Raw genomic sequence first — 21,268 nt, 5'->3', positions numbered from 1 at the left:
AGAAGCCCTATTAGCCCGCGCTTAAGGCAAGTGAAAAAATCAATGAGGAAGATCGTCTTCATCCGGTAAGAGGTCTTCAAAAAAGAAGAGATCCATGCGATGAATGCCGAACTGAGCTCCTGGATCCCACCCATAAATACCCATTTCAGGTACATTCAAAAGCCCCATAACAACCACCGGCTGCCGGACGGCATTGACCAAACCAATATGGATTGTTTCATCCGCGTGGATCTGCAGGATTTGCTCCCAGATCATGTCCCGTTCTTCGAAACTGCTGCTCACCAGCCATTGATCAAAGAGCTCAATCAAACGGATTGCTGGGGGCCAGTCAGGTTTAACACCTGCGTGTCCATCACTCTCATAGTAGTTGCCCCATGGAGCCCATGAGAGAAAATCTTCGCGCGTGGGAGCATAGTCTATCGGCGGCATATCTGCTGTTGGTACGCCGTTTTCAAAACCGGACCAGACAGACATCATCAAAGCGCCAGAGAGCGCACGGGCCCGGATCGTGTCGCGCTGGCTTGGGCGGATGAAAGCAGAAACGCCGATCTCCTTCCACGTTTCTGCAACAAGCTCCAGCGCATCATCCTGTTCAGCACTCTCGCCTGTGGTCTCAATAATGAGTTGCAGCGGGCGTCCGTCTTCCAGCAAGCGTACGCCGTCTCCTCGCCTATCTGTCAGTCCAATATCATCCAGCAACTGGTTGGCAAGCTCTGGATTAAACTCTGCCCAAGCCGTTTGAAAATCTGGCTGATACAGCGGAGAAATGTTGAGAACCGTATCGTTGCCAGCTCTACCTAAACCAAAATAGAGCACTTTGTTTATGAGTTCACGATCAATGCCCAACGAGAGCGCATGGCGAAATCTACGATCTTGCATGAGTTTACGCCACACCGCGTCTTTAACGCTGAGGTTAGGCAGGATCGAAATCTCAGAGCCTTTTGAGTTGAGCCAAAGGCGCGTGTCATAATCCTGTGTTTGCTCACCACGTTTAAGCACGGAAATGTCAGAGAACCCTAGTCCACGCGCTTGCAGATCACTCTCGCCTGCCAGCGTTTTTGCTGGAATGAGTTTTCCATCGACCACATCCATAATGATGCGGTCGATGTAAGGAAGTTGCTGGCCTGCACTGTCCACCCGGTGAAAGAACGGATTACGCTCCATGACTGCCCGGCGGTCACCCGAGGTGTTACGTGGCACCCATGGCTGCAATGTAGGGATATGTGGATTGGATGCGCCGTACATGTCATCCATGCGATTGAACAGAGGTGCCCACCCACGTACTTTCTCAATACGGGCAATCTGCCGGATAAATTCCGGATTTCCATATTCTTCATGGAATTGCTTCATATAAGCAGCTGGCCGGTAAATGAACGGCGGGCGTGCTTTTGCAAGCTCCTGCAGGAACAGGGGATTTGGCTCATGCCACTCAAAACGGACCGTCGTCTCATCAATAACTGAAAACTCGGGACCTTCACCATCCACCAACATGAACCCCGGCAGACCGATGGGGTTCAGCTCCTCGTTTAGGGCAACATCTTCAAACCAAAACCGAAAATCTTCTGCATTAAAGGAACTACCATCAGACCATTTATGACCTTCACGCAGATTTAGAGTAAAGACCTTGTCATAATGATTATCTACGCTCTCCAAAATGTCTGGATTTAACTCGAGGTTTTCATTGTACCCAACCAGCCTTGCATAACCCCACACATTGATCAGGCGCACGTCTTTAGGCCGCGAAATAAGCGTATGTAGTGCACCACCCTGCACTCCGATTACACGGCCAATATCATCGGGGTAGGTCACTAGCGGTTCTTTGGGAACACGATCTACGACAGATGGCAGGCCCGGTGGAATCCCCGGAGTTTCCTTCAGGACCAGAGCCCCTGAGACCGCAGGCACTGTGAGGCTGATAAACATAACAACCATCGTGAGGAGGCCAAGTTTTCTCATATATGGCTGCCTCCCAATCCGACAATATCGCGCATGCTTTCCATTCCTGGAGCACATACCCAATGGTCTGTCTCAATCTCAACCAGATATGGGACGGTCGTGTAGCGCATCCGGTAGGGCGAAGGCCATTGTGTCGGGTCCGAGCTTGAGGTTCCTGACAGAGATGAAAAATCCAGTTTGTGTTCCAAAGAAGGTTCTGGCACCGCTTTGAGGAGTGCGCGCGTATAGGGATGGATCGGATTATCTATGATCTGCCGCGTTGGCCCGACTTCCACAACCTTGCCCTTGCACATGACCGCCACACGATCGGAAATGTAGTCAACCACAGCAAGGTTGTGGCTGACGAAAACATAGGTCAGGCCCAACTCATCTTTGAGGTCTTTGAGCAGGTTCAAGATCTGTGCCTGAACGGAGACATCAAGCGCTGATGTTGGCTCATCGCAAATCAAGAACTCCGGGTTTAGCGCCAGGGCTCTCGCGATCCCAATACGTTGCCTTTGGCCTCCGGAGAAGGAATGCGGGTAACGACGCAGATACCTTGGCGACAAGCCAACAAGATCAATCAGTTCCCGGATACGCGCTCCTTGACTGAGACTGTCACCTATGCGGTGTATGACGAGCGGTTCCTGTAGGATCTCGTTGAGTGTTCGGCGTGGGTTTAACGAAGAAAACGGATCCTGAAAGATAATCTGAGCACGCTTTCGGTATTGGAAGAGCTCTTTTTCAGAGAAGCCCTGAATATCGCGTGGACCGTCCTCAGTGGTGTAGGAGATTTTGCCTCGCGTCAAAGGAAAAGCACGCAGCATAGCAAGGGCGGCTGTGGTTTTTCCAGAACCAGACTCTCCAACGATACCAAGGCATTCGCCTCTACGGACCGTCAAAGATACATTGTCGAGGGCAGTTGTCATGCCTCTGCGTTTTTTGCCGCGCAGGTTCTTGAATGTAAAGCTCTTACAAACGCCCTCTAGTTCGATGAGCGGCGTTCCACGAAATGCGTAAGCTTTACCAACCGGGCTTGGCTGCAAATCAGAATGATGCGCGCGAGGTTTGATTGGGCGGATTGGAACAAGGCGCTCATCCGGCTCCATAGAAAGCGATGGAACCGCATGGAGCAGAGCTTTCAGATAAGGGTGTTGCGGGGTCAGGAACAGGTCTTCAACACTGCCTTTTTCCATGATCTCACCGTTGTAGACCACGACAACCTCATCAGCCATGTTTGTGACTACACCAAAATCATGCGTAATCATGAGTAGTGTCATGTTCAGTTCAGCTTGTACTTCCTTAATCAACTTCAGAATTTCGGCCTGAATGGTGACATCCAGCGCGGTTGTCGGCTCATCTGCAATAAGAAGCGTGGGGCGGCAGATCATCGCCATAGCTATGAGTGCGCGTTGCCGTAAGCCGCCAGAGAGCTCAAAAGGATAGGCACGGATTGCACGCTCAGGCTCTGGGAAATGAACCAGACGCAGCATATCCTTGGTCAATTCCTGGGCTTCTTTAGTGCCAACAAAGCGGTGCAGCTTTGCTGCTTCGCTGATCTGATCTCCAATGGTGTGCAGTGGTGAGAGCGAGACCATGGGTTCTTGAAAAATCATTGCAATCTGATCGCCGCGAATGGCGCGCATGGCAGGACCAGCCGGAGGCAGTTTTGCAATGTCTACTTTCTCACCGGTTTTGCGATTGTCCCGAAATAAAATTTGTCCTGATGTGATACGAGATTTTGCAGGAAGGATCCCCATAATCGCCCTGGAGATCACGGTCTTGCCAGACCCTGACTCACCAACCAAAGCGACGCATTTGTTTTCTGGGACACTAAAAGACACATCGCGGACAACTTGGTGATGCCCTTCGTCTCCATGAAACTCTACCGACAACCCTTTGACGTCAAGCAGGTTCACGCGCGTCCCTTCCTCACTGGTCTGTTGCTAGCGCACGCGAGAAAACCTTTCGCGGCTTTCACACTAGAACAGGGCTTTCTTTCAATGAGGTTGGGTTACGTGGCACACTTAAATTAAACTAGAAGACAATGCCGGGATTATTAGTCGTCGCATATGGTCGAGTTGAGCTGCCAAACCTCGACTTTGCCCTTCCGGCCACGAATGTCATGGCTACCGCGATGGGTTACATTATCGGGTCGGCCCGCTTTCTCAACAGTTTCACCGCTCAACACCACACATGCTCCTTTAACGGAGGAGATGGTGCCACCCAGGCTTTGCAGGCGACTGCACACATTCACGGCATCGCCGACAATGGTGTAATTCCAACGTTCGACCGCCCCCACATTGCCAACAATTACCGGGCCTGTGTGAATGGCAATCCGTACATTCAAAGCATTTTCGGGTGTAACTGCATTGGCTTGCTGGATAGCGCTGACCATATCTTCTGCAGCGGCGATTGCGCGGCGGGCATGGTCTTCCATCTCGTTTGGCGCACCCCAGAATGCGAGCATGCCGTCACCGACGAACTTATCGACTGTACCCTGATGAGCTTCGACAGCAGACACAAGCAGTTTAAAGTGATCATTGAGCAGACCAGCCACTTCGCCAGCGCTTCTATGTTCAGAGATCGACGTGAAACCTTCAATGTCCGTAAACAGGATCGTCAGTTCAGCTTCTTTCGCTTTGGCCGCCCGGTCGATCCCCATAGCCATCAACTTGGAATAGAGTGACTTTGGAATGTACTTGCTCATGGCCAGAAGGCCACTGGTACTTGCATTCATAGCAGACGTGATCTGATCTACTTCGCGGATGTGGCTACGTGGCAATGGCTCAAGGTGCTCAAACTCTAATGCACCGAACTTTTGTGCACGTGCAGCGATACCTTTTAGTGGAGACGCCAAGCGGCGAGCAAAGAAAATTGCAACAAGTGCGGACAGAAACACAACAGCTACACCTGCAAAGACCGAGTTGATTAAGCGGGTAAATTCGTCGTAGCGCGAGTTGGCAAGTTGGTATTCACCTACGTAATACACTTCACCATCCGGGGAGATGAGTTTTTGTAAAACGAGGACGTACATGTCTTCTCCATCAAAAATTAGATGAAGCTCCACGCCCTTCTTCCTCGCTCGCTGACTAAAAGGTTGTGCTTTACTTCCCTCGAACTTTGCAAGGACAGGGTCACCAAACTCTGTCACTCGTTCCAAGAGATTGTGCTGTTGCAAATCATTTGTTGGCGAAGAATAGGCAAGCACCCGATTTTCGCTGGTCAATATGAAACGTGTAACATCTTCTTCATCTTCGATCTGATTGCCAACACCATCTTCATGCATTGGGACTAGGATCGAGCCGACCCCTTTCATCGTGATGATTGCAGAGACATAACCAATCGTCTTGCCGTCAAACTCAATAGCGCTTGTGACTGTCGCAAAAGGATTTTCACCAGAGGCGTAAAAATCTCCCCAAAAAGGATCTTGATTAGTTTGCTCGTCGATGCTTTGCATCCGGGAGAAGTTGAAAAGGGCCTGATCAGGGTGAAAAGAGACCAGATCCTCACGATCTTCTCCATGGCGCAATCCCCAGGACGTTTCATTGGGAAGGGAGAGTACCAATCCGTCAATGCTCTTTACACCAAACAATACGCCACGAAAGGTTTGGCGCGCCCGAAATATAGCACTTTGTGTATTCGGTTGCTCTTCTGCATATATCTTAATTGCATAGACAGAAGAAAACGCTGGCGTCATGTAAGCCCCCAGCGCGTTGTTGATTGCTTCCGTGGACTTGATCGAGGCTTTTTCGATCAAGCTTCGGGTGTTTTTCAGGTTAGTATGAACAGACATGTACAGCACAATGCCGCCGCACAAGGTCACCACAGTCACAAAAGTAAGACTTACCAGCCACGTGAGTGACAGTTTGTAATAGCATCGCCGTATACCGATTGCTTTACGCCTGATCCTATTCCAAAACTTCAAACCGTGACCCACCTGTGTGAGGAATGCCAGCCCGTTAAACCACTCTCCGGACCGAGGGTCAAACTGCCTTCCTGCACATGGCGTCGCTAGTCTTTATTCTACTGCTTATTTGCCTAATTCTCTCAATATCTCATTTCTATGCTCATCGAGAGCTGGTGCACCCTTCTCCAGTTTCAGCTTAGAATTAGTAAACCGAATTGGCGTACGGACATAGGTTTGCTCACCTTGATGCTTAGAAGTTGTTGGCAATTTGACCTTCATTTGCCGGTGTTCAATTTGCGGATCCTGCAAAACATCAGCAACTGTATTGATCGGACCTGCCGGAACGCCGCGTTCTTCCATTTTTGTCAGGAGTTCATCCCGATTGAAGTTCAGCACGAGAGCCTGAAGCTTTTCTGTTAATTCTTCGCGGTGCTTCACGCGAGACGGGTTGGTGGCATAACGCTCGTCTTCAAACAGTTCTTCCTGCCCGAGAATCTTGCAGAAGTTCGCAAATTGGGTGTCGTTGCCAACCGCCACAATGAGATGACCATCTTTCACTTCAAAAACCTGATATGGAACGATGTTTGGATGAGCATTGCCCATACGGCTAGGGACACTGCCGCTGCTCAGGTAATTCATCGCCTGATTGGCCAAAACACCGACCTGAGCATCTAACAAAGCCATATCGATCCATTCGCCTTCACCGGTCAGATCACGGCGGCGCAGAGCTGCCTGAATACCAATGACACCGTAAAGACCCGTGAAGATATCAGCAAAAGCAACGCCTACCTTTTGTGGCTCGCCGCCTTGTGAGCCAGTCAGATCCATAATGCCACCCATGCCCTGGATCATGAAATCGTATCCGGCGCGGTGGGCATAGGGACCATCCTGACCAAAACCAGTCACGGAACAATAGATCAGCTTTGGATTGATCTTTTTGAGACTATCATAGTCGAGGCCAAACTTGGCTAGCCCGCCAACTTTGAAGTTTTCGATCAGCACATCACTTTGACGTACCAGATCATAAATCAACTCAAGATCTTCCTGCTTTGAGAAGTCAGCAATTATGGAGCGCTTGCCGCGATTGCAGGCATGGAAGTAGGCTGCGCTTTTGCTTCCGCCCTCTTCCTCGACAAACGGAGGTCCCCAGGTCCGGGTATCGTCACCGCGCGGGCTTTCCACCTTGATGACATCCGCCCCCAGATCGGCAAGAGTTTGCCCGATCCATGGTCCAGCCAAAATGCGCGCCAGTTCCAATACTTTTATGTTTTCCAGGGGAGCCGTCACGGAAGCAACCTCAACCTTCTTGTATCGATCTGTTTCAGGAGCTCAGTGCTACCTGTTTTTTCGGGATAGTGCTTACGAGGATCTGTCATGATCTCCTTCCAGTCCTTCCCTTGCTTGATAATTTGATTTTTGGGTGCAAAAGTGATGAGGTTTTCATTCCCTGCATTTGACCGGAACCGTTTTCAACGGTACCGCCATCTACATAAAAATTTGGAAGCGCTGCGCCAAGGGGTGATCAAGCTGCTTTAACACTTCTTGGGAGAACAGGTATGCGATCTGAAACAGCTCAGCTCATTAGACTGCAAGACTACACAGAGACACCCTACGTCATTGAGAGTGTTTCTCTTATCTTCAAACTTCAACCAGAAGCAACCGAAGTTATCTCCACCCTTACCATTTCCAAGCATGATGGCACCGAAGACGGCGCTCCACTTGAGTTGGATGGTGACGAGCTTACACTTATTTCAGCTGCTATTGATGGCGTGCTATTGGCAGAAGACGTTTTCGAAGCCTCTGCAGACAAGCTGACAGTTCATGCACCACCTGCTGAGCGTTTCCAGTTGGAAGTTATCACCAAGGTGAACCCAACCACCAACACCAAGCTGGAGGGGCTTTACCTTTCTCAGGGCATCTACTGCACTCAGTGTGAGGCAGAGGGCTTCCGCCGGATCACTTACTACTATGACCGCCCGGATGTGCTTTCAGTATTCACGACACGCATTGAGGCTGACAAAGCGACCAATCCGATTTTGCTTGGTAATGGTAATCCGCAGGACGCAGGTGACATTGAAGGCACTGACCGTCACTTTGCAGTGTGGCATGATCCGCACCCGAAGCCAGCTTATCTGTTTGCGCTTGTTGCTGGCGATCTTGCCTGCATTTCAGAAAAGTATACGACAGCTTCCGGCGCACCAGTCGATCTGAACATCTTTGTCGAGAAAGGCAATGAGGACCGCGCAGACTGGTCCATGGACAGTCTGGTCCGGTCCATGCAGTGGGACGAGAAAGTATTTGGCCGCGAGTACGACCTCGAAGTGTTCAATATTGTTGCTGTTTCTGCGTTCAACATGGGTGCGATGGAGAACAAGGGCCTCAACATTTTCAATGACAAGTTCATTCTGGCGGATAGTGACACAGCGACAGACACAGACTACGAGGGTATTGAGACCGTTGTTGCCCATGAATACTTCCACAACTGGACTGGCAACCGTATCACCTGCCGCGAATGGTTCCAACTTTGCCTGAAGGAGGGACTTACTGTATTCCGTGATCAGGAATTTTCTTCTGATGAACGTTCCCGCCCTGTGAAGCGTATTGCTGATGTGATCCGCCTGAAATCCCGTCAGTTCTCTGAGGATCAGGGACCTCTTTCGCATCCAGTTCGCCCGACAGAATACAAAGAGATCAACAACTTCTATACGGCGACTGTCTATGACAAAGGCGCTGAGCTGGTTCGCATGATCAAGACTATTCTTGGTGCAGACAACTTCAGAAAAGGGATGGATCTTTACTTCGAGCGACATGATGGTGATGCCTCAACCATTGAGGACTTCATCAAGTGCTTTGAAGATGCGACCAAGATCGATTTGTCTCACTTCAGCCTGTGGTACCACCAGTCCGGCACACCAGTTGTGAAAGCAAAAGGTTCTTACGACGAAGCTGCAAAGACTTTCACTCTGGAGCTGGAACAGATTAATGCTCCAACACCTGGACAAGATCAAAAGAAACCATTCTTCATTCCAATTCGCTTTGGCCTGGTTGGCCCGAATGGAGATGATCTCGCCTATTCCAGTGCCGAAGGTGCTCAAGTCGATGGCGACTTGCTGTGTCTGAGCGACAACAAACAAACCGTTGTCTTCCATGGTATTGGCAGTAGGCCAGTTCCTTCCCTTCTGCGTGAATTCTCGGCTCCAGTTAAGTTGGAAACAGGTCTGTCCCGTGAAGATCAAATCTTCCTGATGCGCCACGACATCGACCCGTTCAATCGCTGGCAGGCTGCTCAGACGTTGATGACCGATCTGCTTATTGAGCTGACCAATGGTGCAGAGCCGACAGGCAAGGACGCCTTCATTGAGGCGCTCGGTCACATGGCAGAGGATGAGAACCTTGACCATGCGTTCCGTGGTTTTGGCCTGATGCTGCCTAGCGAGCAGGCAATCGCACTTGAAATCGGCAAAGACGTCGATACTGATGCGATCGGTGATGCCCGTGATGCGTTCTCCAAAGAGATCGGCGTTGCACTCGATGACACCTTCAAGCGTATCTATGATGCTTTGGAGATGCGAGCAACGTTTAGCCCGGATGCTCTTTCAGCTGGCAAACGTGCGCTGAAGCTGCGTTGTTTGTCCTACTTAGCGGCAAGTAATAGTGAAGGCAGCGCTACTCTGGCTAAGGCACATTTTGATGCTGCCGATAACATGACGGACCGGATCAGCGCCTTGAACTGCCTGGTCAAGTTCAAGTTGGCAGGGGCGCAAGAAGCAATGGCTTCCTTTGAGGAACGCCACAAGGACACTGCTCTTGCCATGGATAAATGGCTGGGTGTCGCGGCAAGCGCGCCGAGCAAAGACACGATTGGCGCCCTACGTACTCTTACAGAACATCCGGCATTTTCTTGGGATAATCCAAATCGTATCTACGCGCTCATTGGTGGCTTCCTAGGTGGCAATACAAGAGGTTTCCATGCGGCTGATGGTTCAGGATATGATTATCTTGCTGAAATCACGTTGCAATTGGACAAGATTAACCCTCAGGTTGCTTCCAGAATGGTCAAAAGCTTTGGCTCTTGGAAGAATATGAATGCGGAACGCAGAGTAAAGGCAGAGGCCGCTTTGAGGCGAATTCTTGCAGCTGATCAGCAACTCTCTACTGATGTCAAAGAAATAGTTGAGCTGTGTCTAGACTAAGACAGTCTACTTTGCACCCAGCGAAGTCTCTGAGAGTCCTATGAAAATTAACGGCAGCAAAAAGCGCTGCCGTTAACCATTTTTTTGTGTCGAGACTCTGGACAAGTTGATTCGGATAGATTCAAATGAATGTGATTCGGGTGAATTGCAACCCGAGTTATTTGCGGCGGAATCTGACACATGGGGGCATTCATGGCACGAGCCTTTGCAGGGGGCGCGACCGCTCGACGACTCTTGAACTCGACCAAACGGACAGGCAAAAAAGACGCTCTGACCGGACATATCAAGTTGCTCGCTCAACCAGCCTACCAACGCCTCTTAACAACGGAACCAATGATGCGCAGAATTATCCCTGCTCTTTGCATCGTGTTCATTGCGTGTACCGCTATCTTCCGCGGACTTGAGATTGCTTACAATTATGAGAATGTCAGCCAGAAGGCTCAGGACGATCTCACACTTATTGCAACTGCCCTGACCGCCAGCATTGAAATTTCCGAGCAAGAAAAAGGCTCCGCCGGCCTGACTTCTGCTTTGCAGCGTGCACTTTCTGAGGCCCTGCCCCCCCGGGCCACCAGCCAAAGCCGCCAAATTCTGTTGACTGACCCGAACGGTACCATTGTTGCCAGTGCTCCGACCCGCCCTGATATGGAAGGGTTGAAAATTACTAGTTTCCTTGGTGACACTCAGCCAATGACGTTCTTTGGAAAGCGCGCAGGTGTGCTGACGCTCAATGAGGGCACCAAAGACGCGACCCGAGCAACAGTTCATCATTTACCAAACAAAATCGGCATGGTTGCTATCATGCAGCCAGAAGACGCGATTTTCTCTTCCTGGCGTGCTGAACTTTCCGCCAATGTCACGATCTTTGTTGCAACCTCCATGGTGCTGCTGGTCATCATCTATGCCTATTTTGCGCAGGCAACCCGAGCGCAACAGGCAGATGGCATTTACTCGGCGACGCGCTCTCGCATAGACGCTGCCCTCAACCGTGGTCGTTGTGGTCTGTTTGACTGGGACCTTTCCCGTGGCCGCGTGTTCTGGTCCGCTTCGCTCTATGAGATGCTGGGCATGGATCCGCGTAATGATATTATGGGCTTTGCTGAGATCCAATCCCTGACCCATGCCGATGACGTTGATCTTTATGATCTTGCAAAGAGCCTGCTGGATACCGGCAAGAGCAACGTGGATCGTCAATGGCGCATGCGTCACAGTGATGGTTCCTGGGTCTGGCTTCGGGTTCGTGCTGAAGTTCAAACTGATGCGGGCACCAATGAGCCTCACCTGATCGGCATCTGTATGGATGTGACCGAGCAGAAGCGCTTGGCAGAACAGAGCCGTACTGCTGATCTACGCCTGCGTGATGCGATTGAGAACATCTCCGAGGCCTTTGTCTTGTGGGATGCTGACAACCATCTGGTGATGTGTAACTCCAACTACCGCAAGCTGCATCAGCTGCCAGACCATGTTGTGCAGTCGGGCACGCCTTATGCGACTGTCATGTCCTCGGCAAGCCAACCGATTATTTCTGAGCCTGAGGAAGGCGACCACATCGACAGCGATATGGGCAGTTCCTACAAGGTTGAGATGGAAGGTGGTCGTTGGTTACAGGTCTCAGAGCGCCGGACCAAAGATGGTGGCTTCGTTTCCGTTGGCACCGACATTACAGAGCTGAAGCGTAAAGAAGAGAAATTGCTTGAGTCTGAGCGCGGTCATATGGCGACCATTGCCGACTTGCGCCAGTCCCGCCAGAAACTTGAACTACAGGCTCAACAGCTGGTGGAACTGACCGAGAAATATGCGGATGAGAAGACCCGCGCGGAAGATGCAAACCAAGCGAAGTCCGAATTCCTTGCAAACATCTCCCACGAGTTGAGAACACCGCTGAACGCGATCATCGGTTTCTCTGAGATCATGGATCAAGGCATGTTTGGCGACCTTGGTTCCGACAAGTACAAAGAATACTGCAAGGACATTCATTCCTCCGGTAACTATCTGCTGAATGTGATCAACGACATTCTGGATATGTCTAAGATTGAAGCTGGCCGGATTGAGTTATCTGTTGAGGATGTTCAGATCCAGCAGATCGTTCAGGATGCTGCCCGGATTATCTCTGCAACAGCAGCTGAGAAGAACATCAAGGTTATTAGCGAAAATCTGCCTCACATGCATCTGCAGGCTGACCGCCGCGCTGTTAAGCAGATCCTACTCAACCTGCTTGCAAACTCCATCAAGTTTACACCAGACAATGGTGAGGTTCGGGTCTCTGCCCGCAAGGTTGGTGCCTTTGCTGAACTCAAGATCTCTGACAATGGTATCGGCATCTCCAAGAAGGATATCGACCGTCTTGCCAAGCCGTTTGTGCAGGTGGAGAACCAATTCACCAAGACGCACAAAGGGTCAGGCCTTGGTCTGGCAATTGCACGGTCTCTCAGCGAGCTGCACGGCGGTTACATGGAAATCGCTTCTGAAGTTGGTACAGGCACCGAGGTTACGATCAAGCTGCCCTTGAAAGCCAAGGGACGCGACAAAGGCCGTCTGACAGGCATCAGCAATTTGAACGCAGCTTAAGAGCAAGAAGACAATCTTAAAAGAAAAGGCCGCTTCATCAGCGGCCTTTTCTTGTTTTCTTAGATGTATAGTGTCTTAGCTGGTCTTTTCAGCTTCTTCCACTTTGCCAATGAGGTGTTCAAAGGTTCTGCGGACCATGATCTGTTGTTCCTGCATGTAGATGGTCAGACGTTCAAAGTCTGGCTCACCTCCTGCATTTACAAGAAGATCGAGCAAGCCCCCCGGAGCTGTTTTCGGATCAAAGTGTCCGGTTTGAGCGAGCTTCAGGATCTGTGTCAGGTCCTCATAGTTTCGAAGGGCTGGAATAAGCGTGTCAGCATCCTCTTCACGCAATACTCCAAAATCACGTGCCTTAAGCAATGCATCTTCGGTACGAGCCTGCAGGACTTCAGGATGCTCGACACCGTGAGCCAACTGCAAGAACTGGGCGATGAACTCAATATCGATCAAGCCACCCGGAATACCCTTGATCTGCCATGGGCTCTTTGCTGGCTTCTCCTTCTGGATGCGCGCACGCATATCGCAGACATCACGGGCCAGTTTTTCAATATCGCGCTTGTCCTGCAACAACTGGGAGACCGCACAGTCGATCTGTTGAGCAAACTCAGGGCTTGAGCTGGTGATGACACGAGCACGTGTCAGGGCCATATGCTCCCACGTCCAGGCATCGTTGGACTGATAGTCTTTGAAGGATGCAAAACGCGTTGCAAGAGGTCCAGAGTTGCCTGAGGGCCGCAAACGGAAGTCAACCTCGTAGAGGACGCCCTCTGCCGTCGGCGCAGTCAGGGCGGATACAAGGCGCTGAGTGAGGCGACTGTAGTACTGGCTTGGGGCCAACGGGCGTTTGCCGTCACTTTGCACGACATCCTCGGGGAAATCGTAGAGCAGGATCAGGTCAAGGTCCGATGCACAAGTGATTTCCTGTCCACCCAGTTTGCCCATGGCAACAAGAGCAAGTTCAGCTCCTGGAATTTTGCCGTGAGCATCTTCCAGTTCCTGCTGAACACGTGGCAGCAGTTGACAGAGCACTGCGTCTGCAAGTGTTGAAAGCCCCTGCCCTAACTCTGCTGCTGTGATCGTTCCTGTGATCAAGCGCAGGCCGAGCAAGAATTGTTGCTCCTGTACAAAGATACGCGCCCGGTCAAGCGCTTCTTCATAGTACCCAGCCTGATCGAGCGTCACGGCAAGCGCTGTTTCAATCTGCTCTGCAGACGGCGCCCCACCAAAGAATGCCGGGTCGAGAAGTGCATCCAGAACGTGGACGCGTTTGGAGACGATCTCGGCCATACGTGGTGCGTTGCCCATCACCATCGTCAGCAAGTTGAACAGGTGCGGGTTAGACTTAAGCAATCCGAAGAGTTGCACTCCCATTGGCAGTTTGGAGAGGAAGGAGTCAAATGTGAGCAGTGCTTTATCTGCATTTTCAGTACGCGCCAATGCATCCAGCAGAATTGGGGTGAACTCGGTCAACCGTTCACGAGATTTTGGCGCACGGACCGCCGGATATCTGCCGTAGTGCCACTGACGGATGGTGCGGATTGCATCAACGGGCCTTTGGAAGCCAAGCTGGCTGAGAGTTTCGAGCGTATTGGGGTCTTCATCATCTCCTGTGAAGACTAGATTGCCAAGATTGGTTGCCAAATCTGGCTCATGCTCAAACAAGCCTGAGTAGTGCTTTTGCACCAACTCAAACTTAGAGCGGATCATATCAGCAAACTCAGTCCGGCCTCGAATGCCCATAAGGTGATAGACACGTGCCAATGCCTCTTCATCCTTAGGCAGGATGTGGGTCTGCTCATCGTTGATCATCTGAATGCGATGTTCAACCTCACGCAGATAGCGATAGGCTTCTTCCATATCTTCAGCAGCGGATTGGTCGATCCAGCCGCAATCGGCCAGTCTTTCCAGTGTGATCAGTGTCCGTCGGTCGCGCAGTTGCGGGTTGCGACCACCTGCGATCAACTGCTGGGTCTGGGCGAAAAATTCGACTTCACGAATGCCGCCTCGTCCCAGCTTAACGTTGTGGCCAGCAACTGTGATTTTGCTGAAGCCTTTGTGGGCATGGATCTGGCGTTTGATGGAGTGCACATCTGAAATGGCAGCATAATCCAAATATTTGCGCCAGACGAATGGGCGTATTTCTTCAAGGAAGATCTCACCGGCTTCAATATCACCTGCACATGGGCGTGCTTTGATGAGCGCTGCACGTTCCCAGTTCTGGCCCAGGCTTTCATAATAGACCAGCGCTGCAGGAACAGAGATTGCCAGTGGCGTTGCTCCAGGATCTGGCCGTAAGCGCAAGTCAGTTCTGAAAACATATCCATCCCCGGTACGCTCATTCATGAGCTTCACCAGACGGCGGGTGATACGGACAAACTCAACAGGCGCTTCTGCACCACCAATCAGGCGGCTACGCTCAGGATCATAAAGAACGATCAGATCGATGTCTGAGGAGTAGTTAAGTTCACCTGCACCATGCTTGCCCATGGCCAGAATGAAGAAACCTGCCTCTTTTTCCGGTTCATCATGATCAACCGGAATAAATTTACCTCTGACTTCAAGCTCACGAAGGCAGAAGCGTAGGCAGGCGGTCAATGATGCATCTGCAAACTTGGTGAGAGCACCCGTTACATTTTCCAGCGGCCATGCACCTGCAATATCCGCCAACGCAACCGTGAGAGCCATTTCCTGTTTTGCCAGACGCAGCGACTGCATAAGTGCAGCTTCGCTTTCAGGTCGGGCATTCAGGCAGTCCTGTAAAAGGATCGCAATGGTCTCTTCTGGCGGCGTGTTCAAGATACGCAGGAAGCGTTGAACATCGCGCAGCATGGTCTCGCGCAGGAACGGCGCACTGACCATGAAGCCTTTTACAAAGCTGCGCAGATGGGGGGCGCCCTGACAGAGCTGTTCAAACTCAGAAATGAGGTCCTTACGTTCCAGCTTCTCAGTAAGATCTTTCAGGTGCCGATCACCCAGATCATCATCTGCACAGATGGGCTGGCGTTCCAAGCGCTCAAATAAAGGAGCAAGAGCTCCTTCACGATGTTCGCGCTTCAGAATGCTGCTTTTTAGCTGGTGGCGTTCTTCTTCCGAGCCTTGTCCCATGCTTCGTTGCCCTCTCCCTCACCTCTTTGCCCTTTGTTTAAAGGCAGAACAATCCGGGCCCGCAGGCCAGATTGCTTATCACTTTCAGAATCATCTGCTGTCCCAGCCGATGTTAGCTGCAATTCTCCATGATGGAGAGTTACCACCGCCTTGATAAGTGACAATCCAAGCCCAGAACCCGGTGCATGGCGAGAGCTATCAAGCCGAACGAAGCGATTACACACCCGCTCACGATCAGCAGCAGCAATACCAGCACCATTATCTTCTATGCTGAGTATAGCCTGCTCATCATTTCCAGACAGTACGACTTTGATTGTGGGTTTGACATTCTCTTCGGTTGGGCGACCGTATTTGAGAGCATTTTCTATCAAGTTTGCGAGAGCTTGCGCCAGTAACTCCCGATCGCCTTCGATGACAGGCTCATCATCCAGTAAAACAGAGAACTCGACACCATCATCTTCGGCAACGGGCTCATAAAGTTCGCACACGTCCTTGACGATGTTGCCCAGCTTGATTGATTGCAGCTCCGCTCCAGTGGAACCCGCTTCTACACGTGCAATGCGCAGCAGTGCGTTGAAGGTGTTGATCAGCTCATCGGTCTCAACCAGTGTCTCTTCCAGACATTCACGGCCTTCATTTTCACTCAAGTTTTGCCGCAGTGCAGCTTCCACGCGCCCTCGCATACGTGTGAGCGGTGTTTTGAGATCATGGGCAATATTGTCGGAGACTTCCTTGAGGCCCTTCATCAGCTCTTCAATACGATCCAGCATCACATTGAGGTTGCTGGCCAGACGATCGAACTCATCTCCGTTACCAGTCACATCGAGGCGACCGGCAAGATCACCTTCCATAATCAGGCGTGAGCTCATGGACAAGTTATCGATGCGTTTCAGGATACGGCGATTGAGGAAGAACCATGTGATGCCAGCCAGAACAACCATCCCGACCAGCCAGAGGGTCAAAGCGTCACCCAATAAGCTTTTCAGATGGACCTGATCTTCCAGATCACGTCCGACCAGCAGCTTGAAGTTGCCGGGCAATTCGAAGATGCGGACGATCGCTTTGGCTTTGTTCTGGTCTGTTTCAGCAAACCCTAGAGGTGTGTAGGAAACAAACTGAATTCGACCGTCGGAGACTGACAGGACTTTCTCAGGCAGGTACGCGATGTTGCCTGTAATGACGTTTCCGGAGTAATCCAGAATGAGGTAGAGGTTTGAGTTTGGACTTCGGACCCGACGCTCTACACCGACAACAAGCCCGTTGATGCCGTTTTGGGCATATTGTTCGGCAAGGCCCTGAATTTCTGCATCAACCGTCTGCACCACCTGTTTGTTCATCAGGTCATCGGTGTTCTGCGAGATGAAGATGAACAGAAACACAGAGAGCGCCGTAAACGACGTCAAGTAGATTGCAGCCAGCTTGAAGGCTGTGGTTGAGAGGATCCTAGTTAGAGCTGTCACGGATGGAATACCCTGCGCCACGAACAGTATGAAGCAACGGGAAGTCGAACCCTTTGTCGATCTTTGACCGAAGTCTTGAGATGTGAACGTCAATCACGTTGGTCTGCGGATCAAAATGATAGTCCCAGACATTTTCCAGCAACATAGTGCGGGTCACTACTTGTCCAGCGTGTTTCATGAGATACTCAAGAAGGCGGAACTCACGGGGCTGCAACACGATCTCCTGCCCTGCTCGGACAACGGAGTGAGCGAGGCGATCCAACACCAGGTTAGCAACCTGCAACTTGGTTTCCACTTGTGGACCAGCTTTACGACGGCTCAGCACTTCAACGCGAGCGAGCAGCTCTGAAAAAGCGTAGGGTTTTGAGAGGTAGTCATCTCCACCTGCGCGCAGGCCGGTGACGCGATCGTCTACTTGCGAGAGCGCCGAGAGGATCAGAACTGGCGTTTCATCACCAGAGGCGCGCAGTGTTTCGATGATGGAGAGACCATCTCGTTTTGGCAGCATGCGATCAACGACGAGCACATCCCATGTGTTGGAAATTGCCAGCTCAAGTCCGTCTTCGCCGTTGTCTGCGTGATCAGGAGAATGCCCTGCTTCCTTCAGTGCTTTGAGCAGATAGTCTGCCGCTTCCCGATCATCTTCAATAATCAAGATTCTCATTTTTTCATTTCCCAGAGCAAGGCATTATTCGTTTCCTCACATTGACGGGAAACGATAAAAAAAAGCAAATGCTGTTGGGGGTAACCGTCAGCACTTGCATAAGTTTTATAGGTGAAGTTGGCAGATGATAAGGTCCCTGCCTTTTCTTCCAGCATTGGTTTTTAGGACTGACATCAAGTAGAGGGCTACCCTTGCTATCAGCCCCTCAAACAACCGAAACACCTTTGAGGGTATCCTTGGTGTTTCGACGAGGGATCACGAGAGGGGCGTTTCTCGTGATCCGCATTCTTGTAAGTGACTTATTCCTCACCCTTTTCCAGCGGGATCGCTACAAAGAGCGTGTTCTCACCACGGGTGACACGCAGCAGAACTGCCTTGCGTCCTTGTTCACGTGCTGTTTCAACCTGTTCTGCAACATCGGTTGGTGTTTCAACTTTAACACCAGCAACTTCGGTGATGATCGCACCAGGTGCGAGGCCTTTGTCAGCAGCAGGTCCATCTGGATCTACTTTGGTGACAACAACGCCTTCTTCATCAACACCAGCCTGTTCAGCAGTTGCCAGTTCCAGCCCTAGGCTGTCTACCAATGCGGTATTCGCATCCTCGCTTTTGCTTGCTGAGGCTTGTTTTTTCTCTTCAGGAATAGTGCCAAGCTTTACAGTCGCAGTGTCGATTTCGCCATTGCGCCAATATTCAATTTCCACTTCGGTGTTTGGTGAGTACCCAGCGATGACCTTTGCCAGTTCACGCGGGCCATTCACTTCTTCACCATCGACCTTGAGGATGATGTCACCAGCCTGCAAGCCAGCAGCTTTTGCAGGGGTATCACCCTGAACTTCGGCAACCAGCGTGCCGTTTTCGTTTTCGAGACCGAGGGATTCAGCAATGTCCTTGGTAACAGGCTGGATTTGAACGCCAAGCCAGCCGCGGGTTACTGCGCCGTCTTCTTTCAGGTCAGAGATAATCTTTTTCGCAGTCTGTGCCGGGATGGCAAATGCGATGCCCACGTTGCCACCGCTTGGAGACACGATTGCGGAGTTCACGCCGACAACTTCACCCTTCACGTTGAATGCAGGACCACCGGAGTTACCACGGTTCACAGAAGCATCAATCTGGAGGAAATCATCATAGATGCCTGCGCCGATGTCACGACCTCGAGCGGAGACGATACCCGCCGTTACAGTGCCACCCAGACCGAACGGGTTGCCAACTGCGACGACCCATTCACCAACCAATGGTGCATCATCCGTGAAGGCGACGTATTCAAATTTTTCTTCACTTTCCACTTTCAGGAGAGCCAGATCAGAACGCTTGTCGGAACCAACCAATGAGGCTTCCAGTTCTTCGCCTTCACTGGTTACAATTGTGAACTCAGTTCCACCTTCAACCACATGTTCGTTGGTCACTACATAGCCATCATCAGAGATGAAGAAGCCGGACCCCTGAGATTGATCGAAGCGCTTGCGTGGTGGAGCTTTCTTTTTTTGCTCACCACCTGGACCGCCAAACTCGCGGAAGAATTTCTGCAGTGGGTGATCATCCGGCATATCGCGGAACATTGGAGGAATGCCCGCCAGACGATCATTCTCTTTAACCTCAGAGCGAACACGAACGGAAACAACTGTTGGCTGAACGGCTTCGACCAAACCAACAAAGCTTGGCATTGCCGGCGCATTTACGCGAACAGGCTCGGCTTGAGCAGTTGCTGGAACAAGTGTCAGCGGAGCAACCATTGCACCTGCAATTGCCAGCGCCATGGTGCCATTAAGAAGACGGGAACGACGTTTGGAAGTGGGTTTTGCAGCAGACAGGGAAACAACGTTGGAACTTGCGTTCTTGGTCAACTTCATTTGGCTCAACTCCATTTAGTCAATCTCAGCCCAACTGGGGAAACGGGGCTTTTGCATTTCGTTGAGAATGACTATGCCAGAGCGAACCTTACAAACACCTATCTGCCACATTAATCTTCTGTAATGATGGGAAAACTTCGTAGTTGCTCCCACCTCGCTTTTGTTAGCCCTGCGTGTAGCGGCTTGCCCATGCTGCAATCACACGTGCTGCATAATCTGCATCTTTGTATTTAAACAGCAGATGATCGGCATCATCCAAAGACACAAATGATTTCGGATGCTTCGCTGCTTCAAAGATTTGAGCAGCATTCTCGATGCCAACCGTGGCATCAATCGGAGAATGAAGAACCAGCACCGCCTTTTTCAGCACAGCAACGCGCGACCGAACGTCCTGCGCTTCAAGATCTTCGATAAACTGACGTTTAATCTTAAACGGTCGTTCACCTAGCTGGACGGTTGCTTCGCCCTTTTCTTTTATCTCATCGAGGGAAGCCCCGAAGTTATGAATCACATGATCCGCTGAGGCTGGTGCACCAATTGTGGCAACTGCTTTTACCTCGGGGACCTCTGAGGCTGCTGCAAGCACCGCTGCGCCACCCAAAGAATGCCCTACAAGCAGCTTTGGTGCTTCATAATGCTCACGCAGGTAATCAGCGGCGCGAACAAGGTCCTGAAGGTTGGATGAAAAGTTGGTGGATGCAAAATCTCCACCGCTGTTGCCGAGACCAGTAAAATCAAAGCGCAGAACAGCAATCCCGTCTTTGGTTAGAGCAGATGCAATGCGTCGTGCTGCAGAAAGATCCTTGGAACAAGTGAAACAATGAGCGAACAGGGCATAGGCCTTTGGTTCACCATCTGGTGTGTCCAGACGCGCTGCAAGATGCGCTCCCTGAGAGCCTTCAAATTCCAACTTAATGGGATCGTTTGCCATTTGAACTGTTCCTGTCATTTCCTGCGCAGCTGGCACATTCGGAATATATATTAAGAGACAGGTATCTAGTGCGCGCTTACAGGCGCCTTTACAATTCAATTGGTTGCAAGAAGATGTGATTAAACGTGAGCCCCGCAAACCATGTCTGCGAGGCTCTACAATCAGTCTTATTTAGAAGACATGAGCTTGTCGAGTTCGGCTTGCTCTTCATCCGAGAGCGGTTTGACACCCGCTGTACTGCTCTTCAGCGGCGCATGCTTTTTCTTTCGCGATGTACGCCACAGGAAAAAGCCGCCCAGCAGCAATGCAAGAGGTCCCCCGCCCCATAAAAACAGGGTGTGGAACGCAAAGCGCGGTTTGAGAAGGACAAACTCACCATAGCGGTCAACAAGATAGTCCATGACTTCCTTGTTACTGTCCCCTTCTACCAGTCGCTCCCGTACCAACAGGCGTAGATCCTTCGCCAGTTTAGCGTTGGAGTCGTCGATGGACTGGTTTTGACAGACCACGCAGCGCACTTCCTTGGAAATTTCGCGTGCACGTTCTTCCAGAACAGGATCTTTCAAAACTTCATCCGGGTTAACTGCATAGGCAGCTGGAGCTCCCAGAAGAATAGAAGAGATCAATACCAGTACGAACTTCATCTTCATGG

Annotated in this window: 11 protein-coding genes and 1 pseudogene; 2 read left to right on the top strand and 10 right to left on the bottom strand. The window is 51.0% G+C overall.

The window, feature by feature from the left end; genetic code table 11:
* Positions 1-39: 39 nt before the first annotated feature.
* The 4 genes from PsAD37_RS11755 to PsAD37_RS11740 all read right to left on the bottom strand — a co-directional run bounded on the left by PsAD37_RS11755 (position 40) and on the right by PsAD37_RS11740 (position 7,132).
* A complete protein-coding gene (locus tag PsAD37_RS11755) occupies positions 40-1,956 on the bottom strand; it encodes an ABC transporter substrate-binding protein (protein ID WP_063296303.1) in 1,917 nt (638 codons plus the stop codon).
* On the bottom strand, positions 1,953-3,854 hold the full coding sequence (locus tag PsAD37_RS11750; protein WP_063296302.1) for an ABC transporter ATP-binding protein: 1,902 nt from the start codon (positions 3,852-3,854) through the stop codon (positions 1,953-1,955). Before PsAD37_RS11750 ends, PsAD37_RS11755 begins: the two co-directional genes overlap by 4 nt.
* Positions 3,855-3,994: 140 nt before the next feature.
* Positions 3,995-5,731 (bottom strand): adenylate/guanylate cyclase domain-containing protein, encoded by a 1,737-nt coding sequence (locus PsAD37_RS11745; protein ID WP_208991839.1) that lies wholly within the window; start codon positions 5,729-5,731, stop codon positions 3,995-3,997.
* Between the two features lie 237 nt (positions 5,732-5,968).
* A complete protein-coding gene (locus tag PsAD37_RS11740; RefSeq protein WP_063296300.1) occupies positions 5,969-7,132 on the bottom strand; it encodes a CaiB/BaiF CoA-transferase family protein in 1,164 nt (387 codons plus the stop codon).
* Between the two features lie 269 nt (positions 7,133-7,401).
* Here PsAD37_RS11740 and pepN point away from each other — a divergent pair, with 269 nt between their 5' ends.
* Together pepN and PsAD37_RS11730 are read left to right on the top strand one after the other, a co-directional pair.
* On the top strand, positions 7,402-10,038 hold the full coding sequence (gene pepN / locus PsAD37_RS11735; protein ID WP_063296299.1) for an aminopeptidase N: 2,637 nt from the start codon (positions 7,402-7,404) through the stop codon (positions 10,036-10,038).
* Between the two features lie 192 nt (positions 10,039-10,230).
* Positions 10,231-12,606 (top strand): PAS domain-containing sensor histidine kinase, encoded by a 2,376-nt coding sequence (locus PsAD37_RS11730; RefSeq protein WP_063296298.1) that lies wholly within the window; start codon positions 10,231-10,233, stop codon positions 12,604-12,606.
* A 75-nt stretch (positions 12,607-12,681) separates the two neighbouring features.
* On the opposite strand, the gene PsAD37_RS11725 is transcribed toward PsAD37_RS11730, so the two are convergent.
* The 6 genes and pseudogenes from PsAD37_RS11725 to PsAD37_RS11700 form a co-directional block, all read right to left on the bottom strand.
* The gene (locus tag PsAD37_RS11725) at positions 12,682-15,711 is read right to left on the bottom strand and encodes a bifunctional [glutamine synthetase] adenylyltransferase/[glutamine synthetase]-adenylyl-L-tyrosine phosphorylase (protein ID WP_063296297.1); all 3,030 of its coding nucleotides are present in this window, start codon (positions 15,709-15,711) and stop codon (positions 12,682-12,684) included.
* Positions 15,675-17,171, bottom strand: a complete 1,497-nt coding sequence (locus tag PsAD37_RS11720) for a HAMP domain-containing sensor histidine kinase (RefSeq protein WP_063296296.1) — start codon at positions 17,169-17,171, stop codon at positions 15,675-15,677. The genes PsAD37_RS11725 and PsAD37_RS11720 overlap by 37 nt, the downstream gene beginning before the upstream one ends.
* A complete protein-coding gene (locus PsAD37_RS11715) occupies positions 17,155-17,835 on the bottom strand; it encodes a response regulator transcription factor (protein WP_063296295.1) in 681 nt (226 codons plus the stop codon). Before PsAD37_RS11715 ends, PsAD37_RS11720 begins: the two co-directional genes overlap by 17 nt.
* 299 nt (positions 17,836-18,134) lie before the next feature.
* Positions 18,135-19,685: a Do family serine endopeptidase gene (locus PsAD37_RS11710; RefSeq protein WP_063296349.1), complete on the bottom strand. Its 1,551-nt coding sequence runs from the start codon at positions 19,683-19,685 to the stop codon at positions 18,135-18,137.
* A gap of 175 nt (positions 19,686-19,860) precedes the next feature.
* Positions 19,861-20,616, bottom strand: a pseudogene (locus PsAD37_RS11705) (alpha/beta hydrolase family protein); the annotation flags it as partial.
* 167 nt (positions 20,617-20,783) lie between these two features.
* Positions 20,784-21,266, bottom strand: a complete 483-nt coding sequence (locus PsAD37_RS11700; RefSeq protein WP_206599030.1) for a cytochrome c-type biogenesis protein — start codon at positions 21,264-21,266, stop codon at positions 20,784-20,786.
* Positions 21,267-21,268: the final 2 nt, after the last annotated feature.

The organism is Pseudovibrio sp. Ad37, assembly GCF_001623075.1.
Lineage (GTDB): Bacteria > Pseudomonadota > Alphaproteobacteria > Rhizobiales > Stappiaceae > Pseudovibrio.
The sequence above is the reverse complement of the archived record's forward strand: the minus strand, read 5'-3'. Positions and strand labels throughout refer to the sequence as shown.

Bases quoted from the DNA above. Each gene is read 5' to 3' on its own strand.
- PsAD37_RS11730 (WP_063296298.1), top strand. From the start codon at position 10,231: ATGGCACGAGCCTTTGCAGGGGGCGCGACCGCTCGACGACTCTTGAAC.
- pepN (WP_063296299.1), top strand. From the start codon at position 7,402: ATGCGATCTGAAACAGCTCAGCTCATTAGACTGCAAGACTACACAGAG.
- PsAD37_RS11710 (WP_063296349.1), bottom strand. From the start codon at position 19,685: ATGAAGTTGACCAAGAACGCAAGTTCCAACGTTGTTTCCCTGTCTGCT.
- PsAD37_RS11755 (WP_063296303.1), bottom strand. From the start codon at position 1,956: ATGAGAAAACTTGGCCTCCTCACGATGGTTGTTATGTTTATCAGCCTC.
- PsAD37_RS11725 (WP_063296297.1), bottom strand. From the start codon at position 15,711: ATGGGACAAGGCTCGGAAGAAGAACGCCACCAGCTAAAAAGCAGCATT.
- PsAD37_RS11715 (WP_063296295.1), bottom strand. From the start codon at position 17,835: ATGAGAATCTTGATTATTGAAGATGATCGGGAAGCGGCAGACTATCTG.
- PsAD37_RS11745 (WP_208991839.1), bottom strand. From the start codon at position 5,731: ATGTCTGTTCATACTAACCTGAAAAACACCCGAAGCTTGATCGAAAAA.
- PsAD37_RS11700 (WP_206599030.1), bottom strand. From the start codon at position 21,266: ATGAAGATGAAGTTCGTACTGGTATTGATCTCTTCTATTCTTCTGGGA.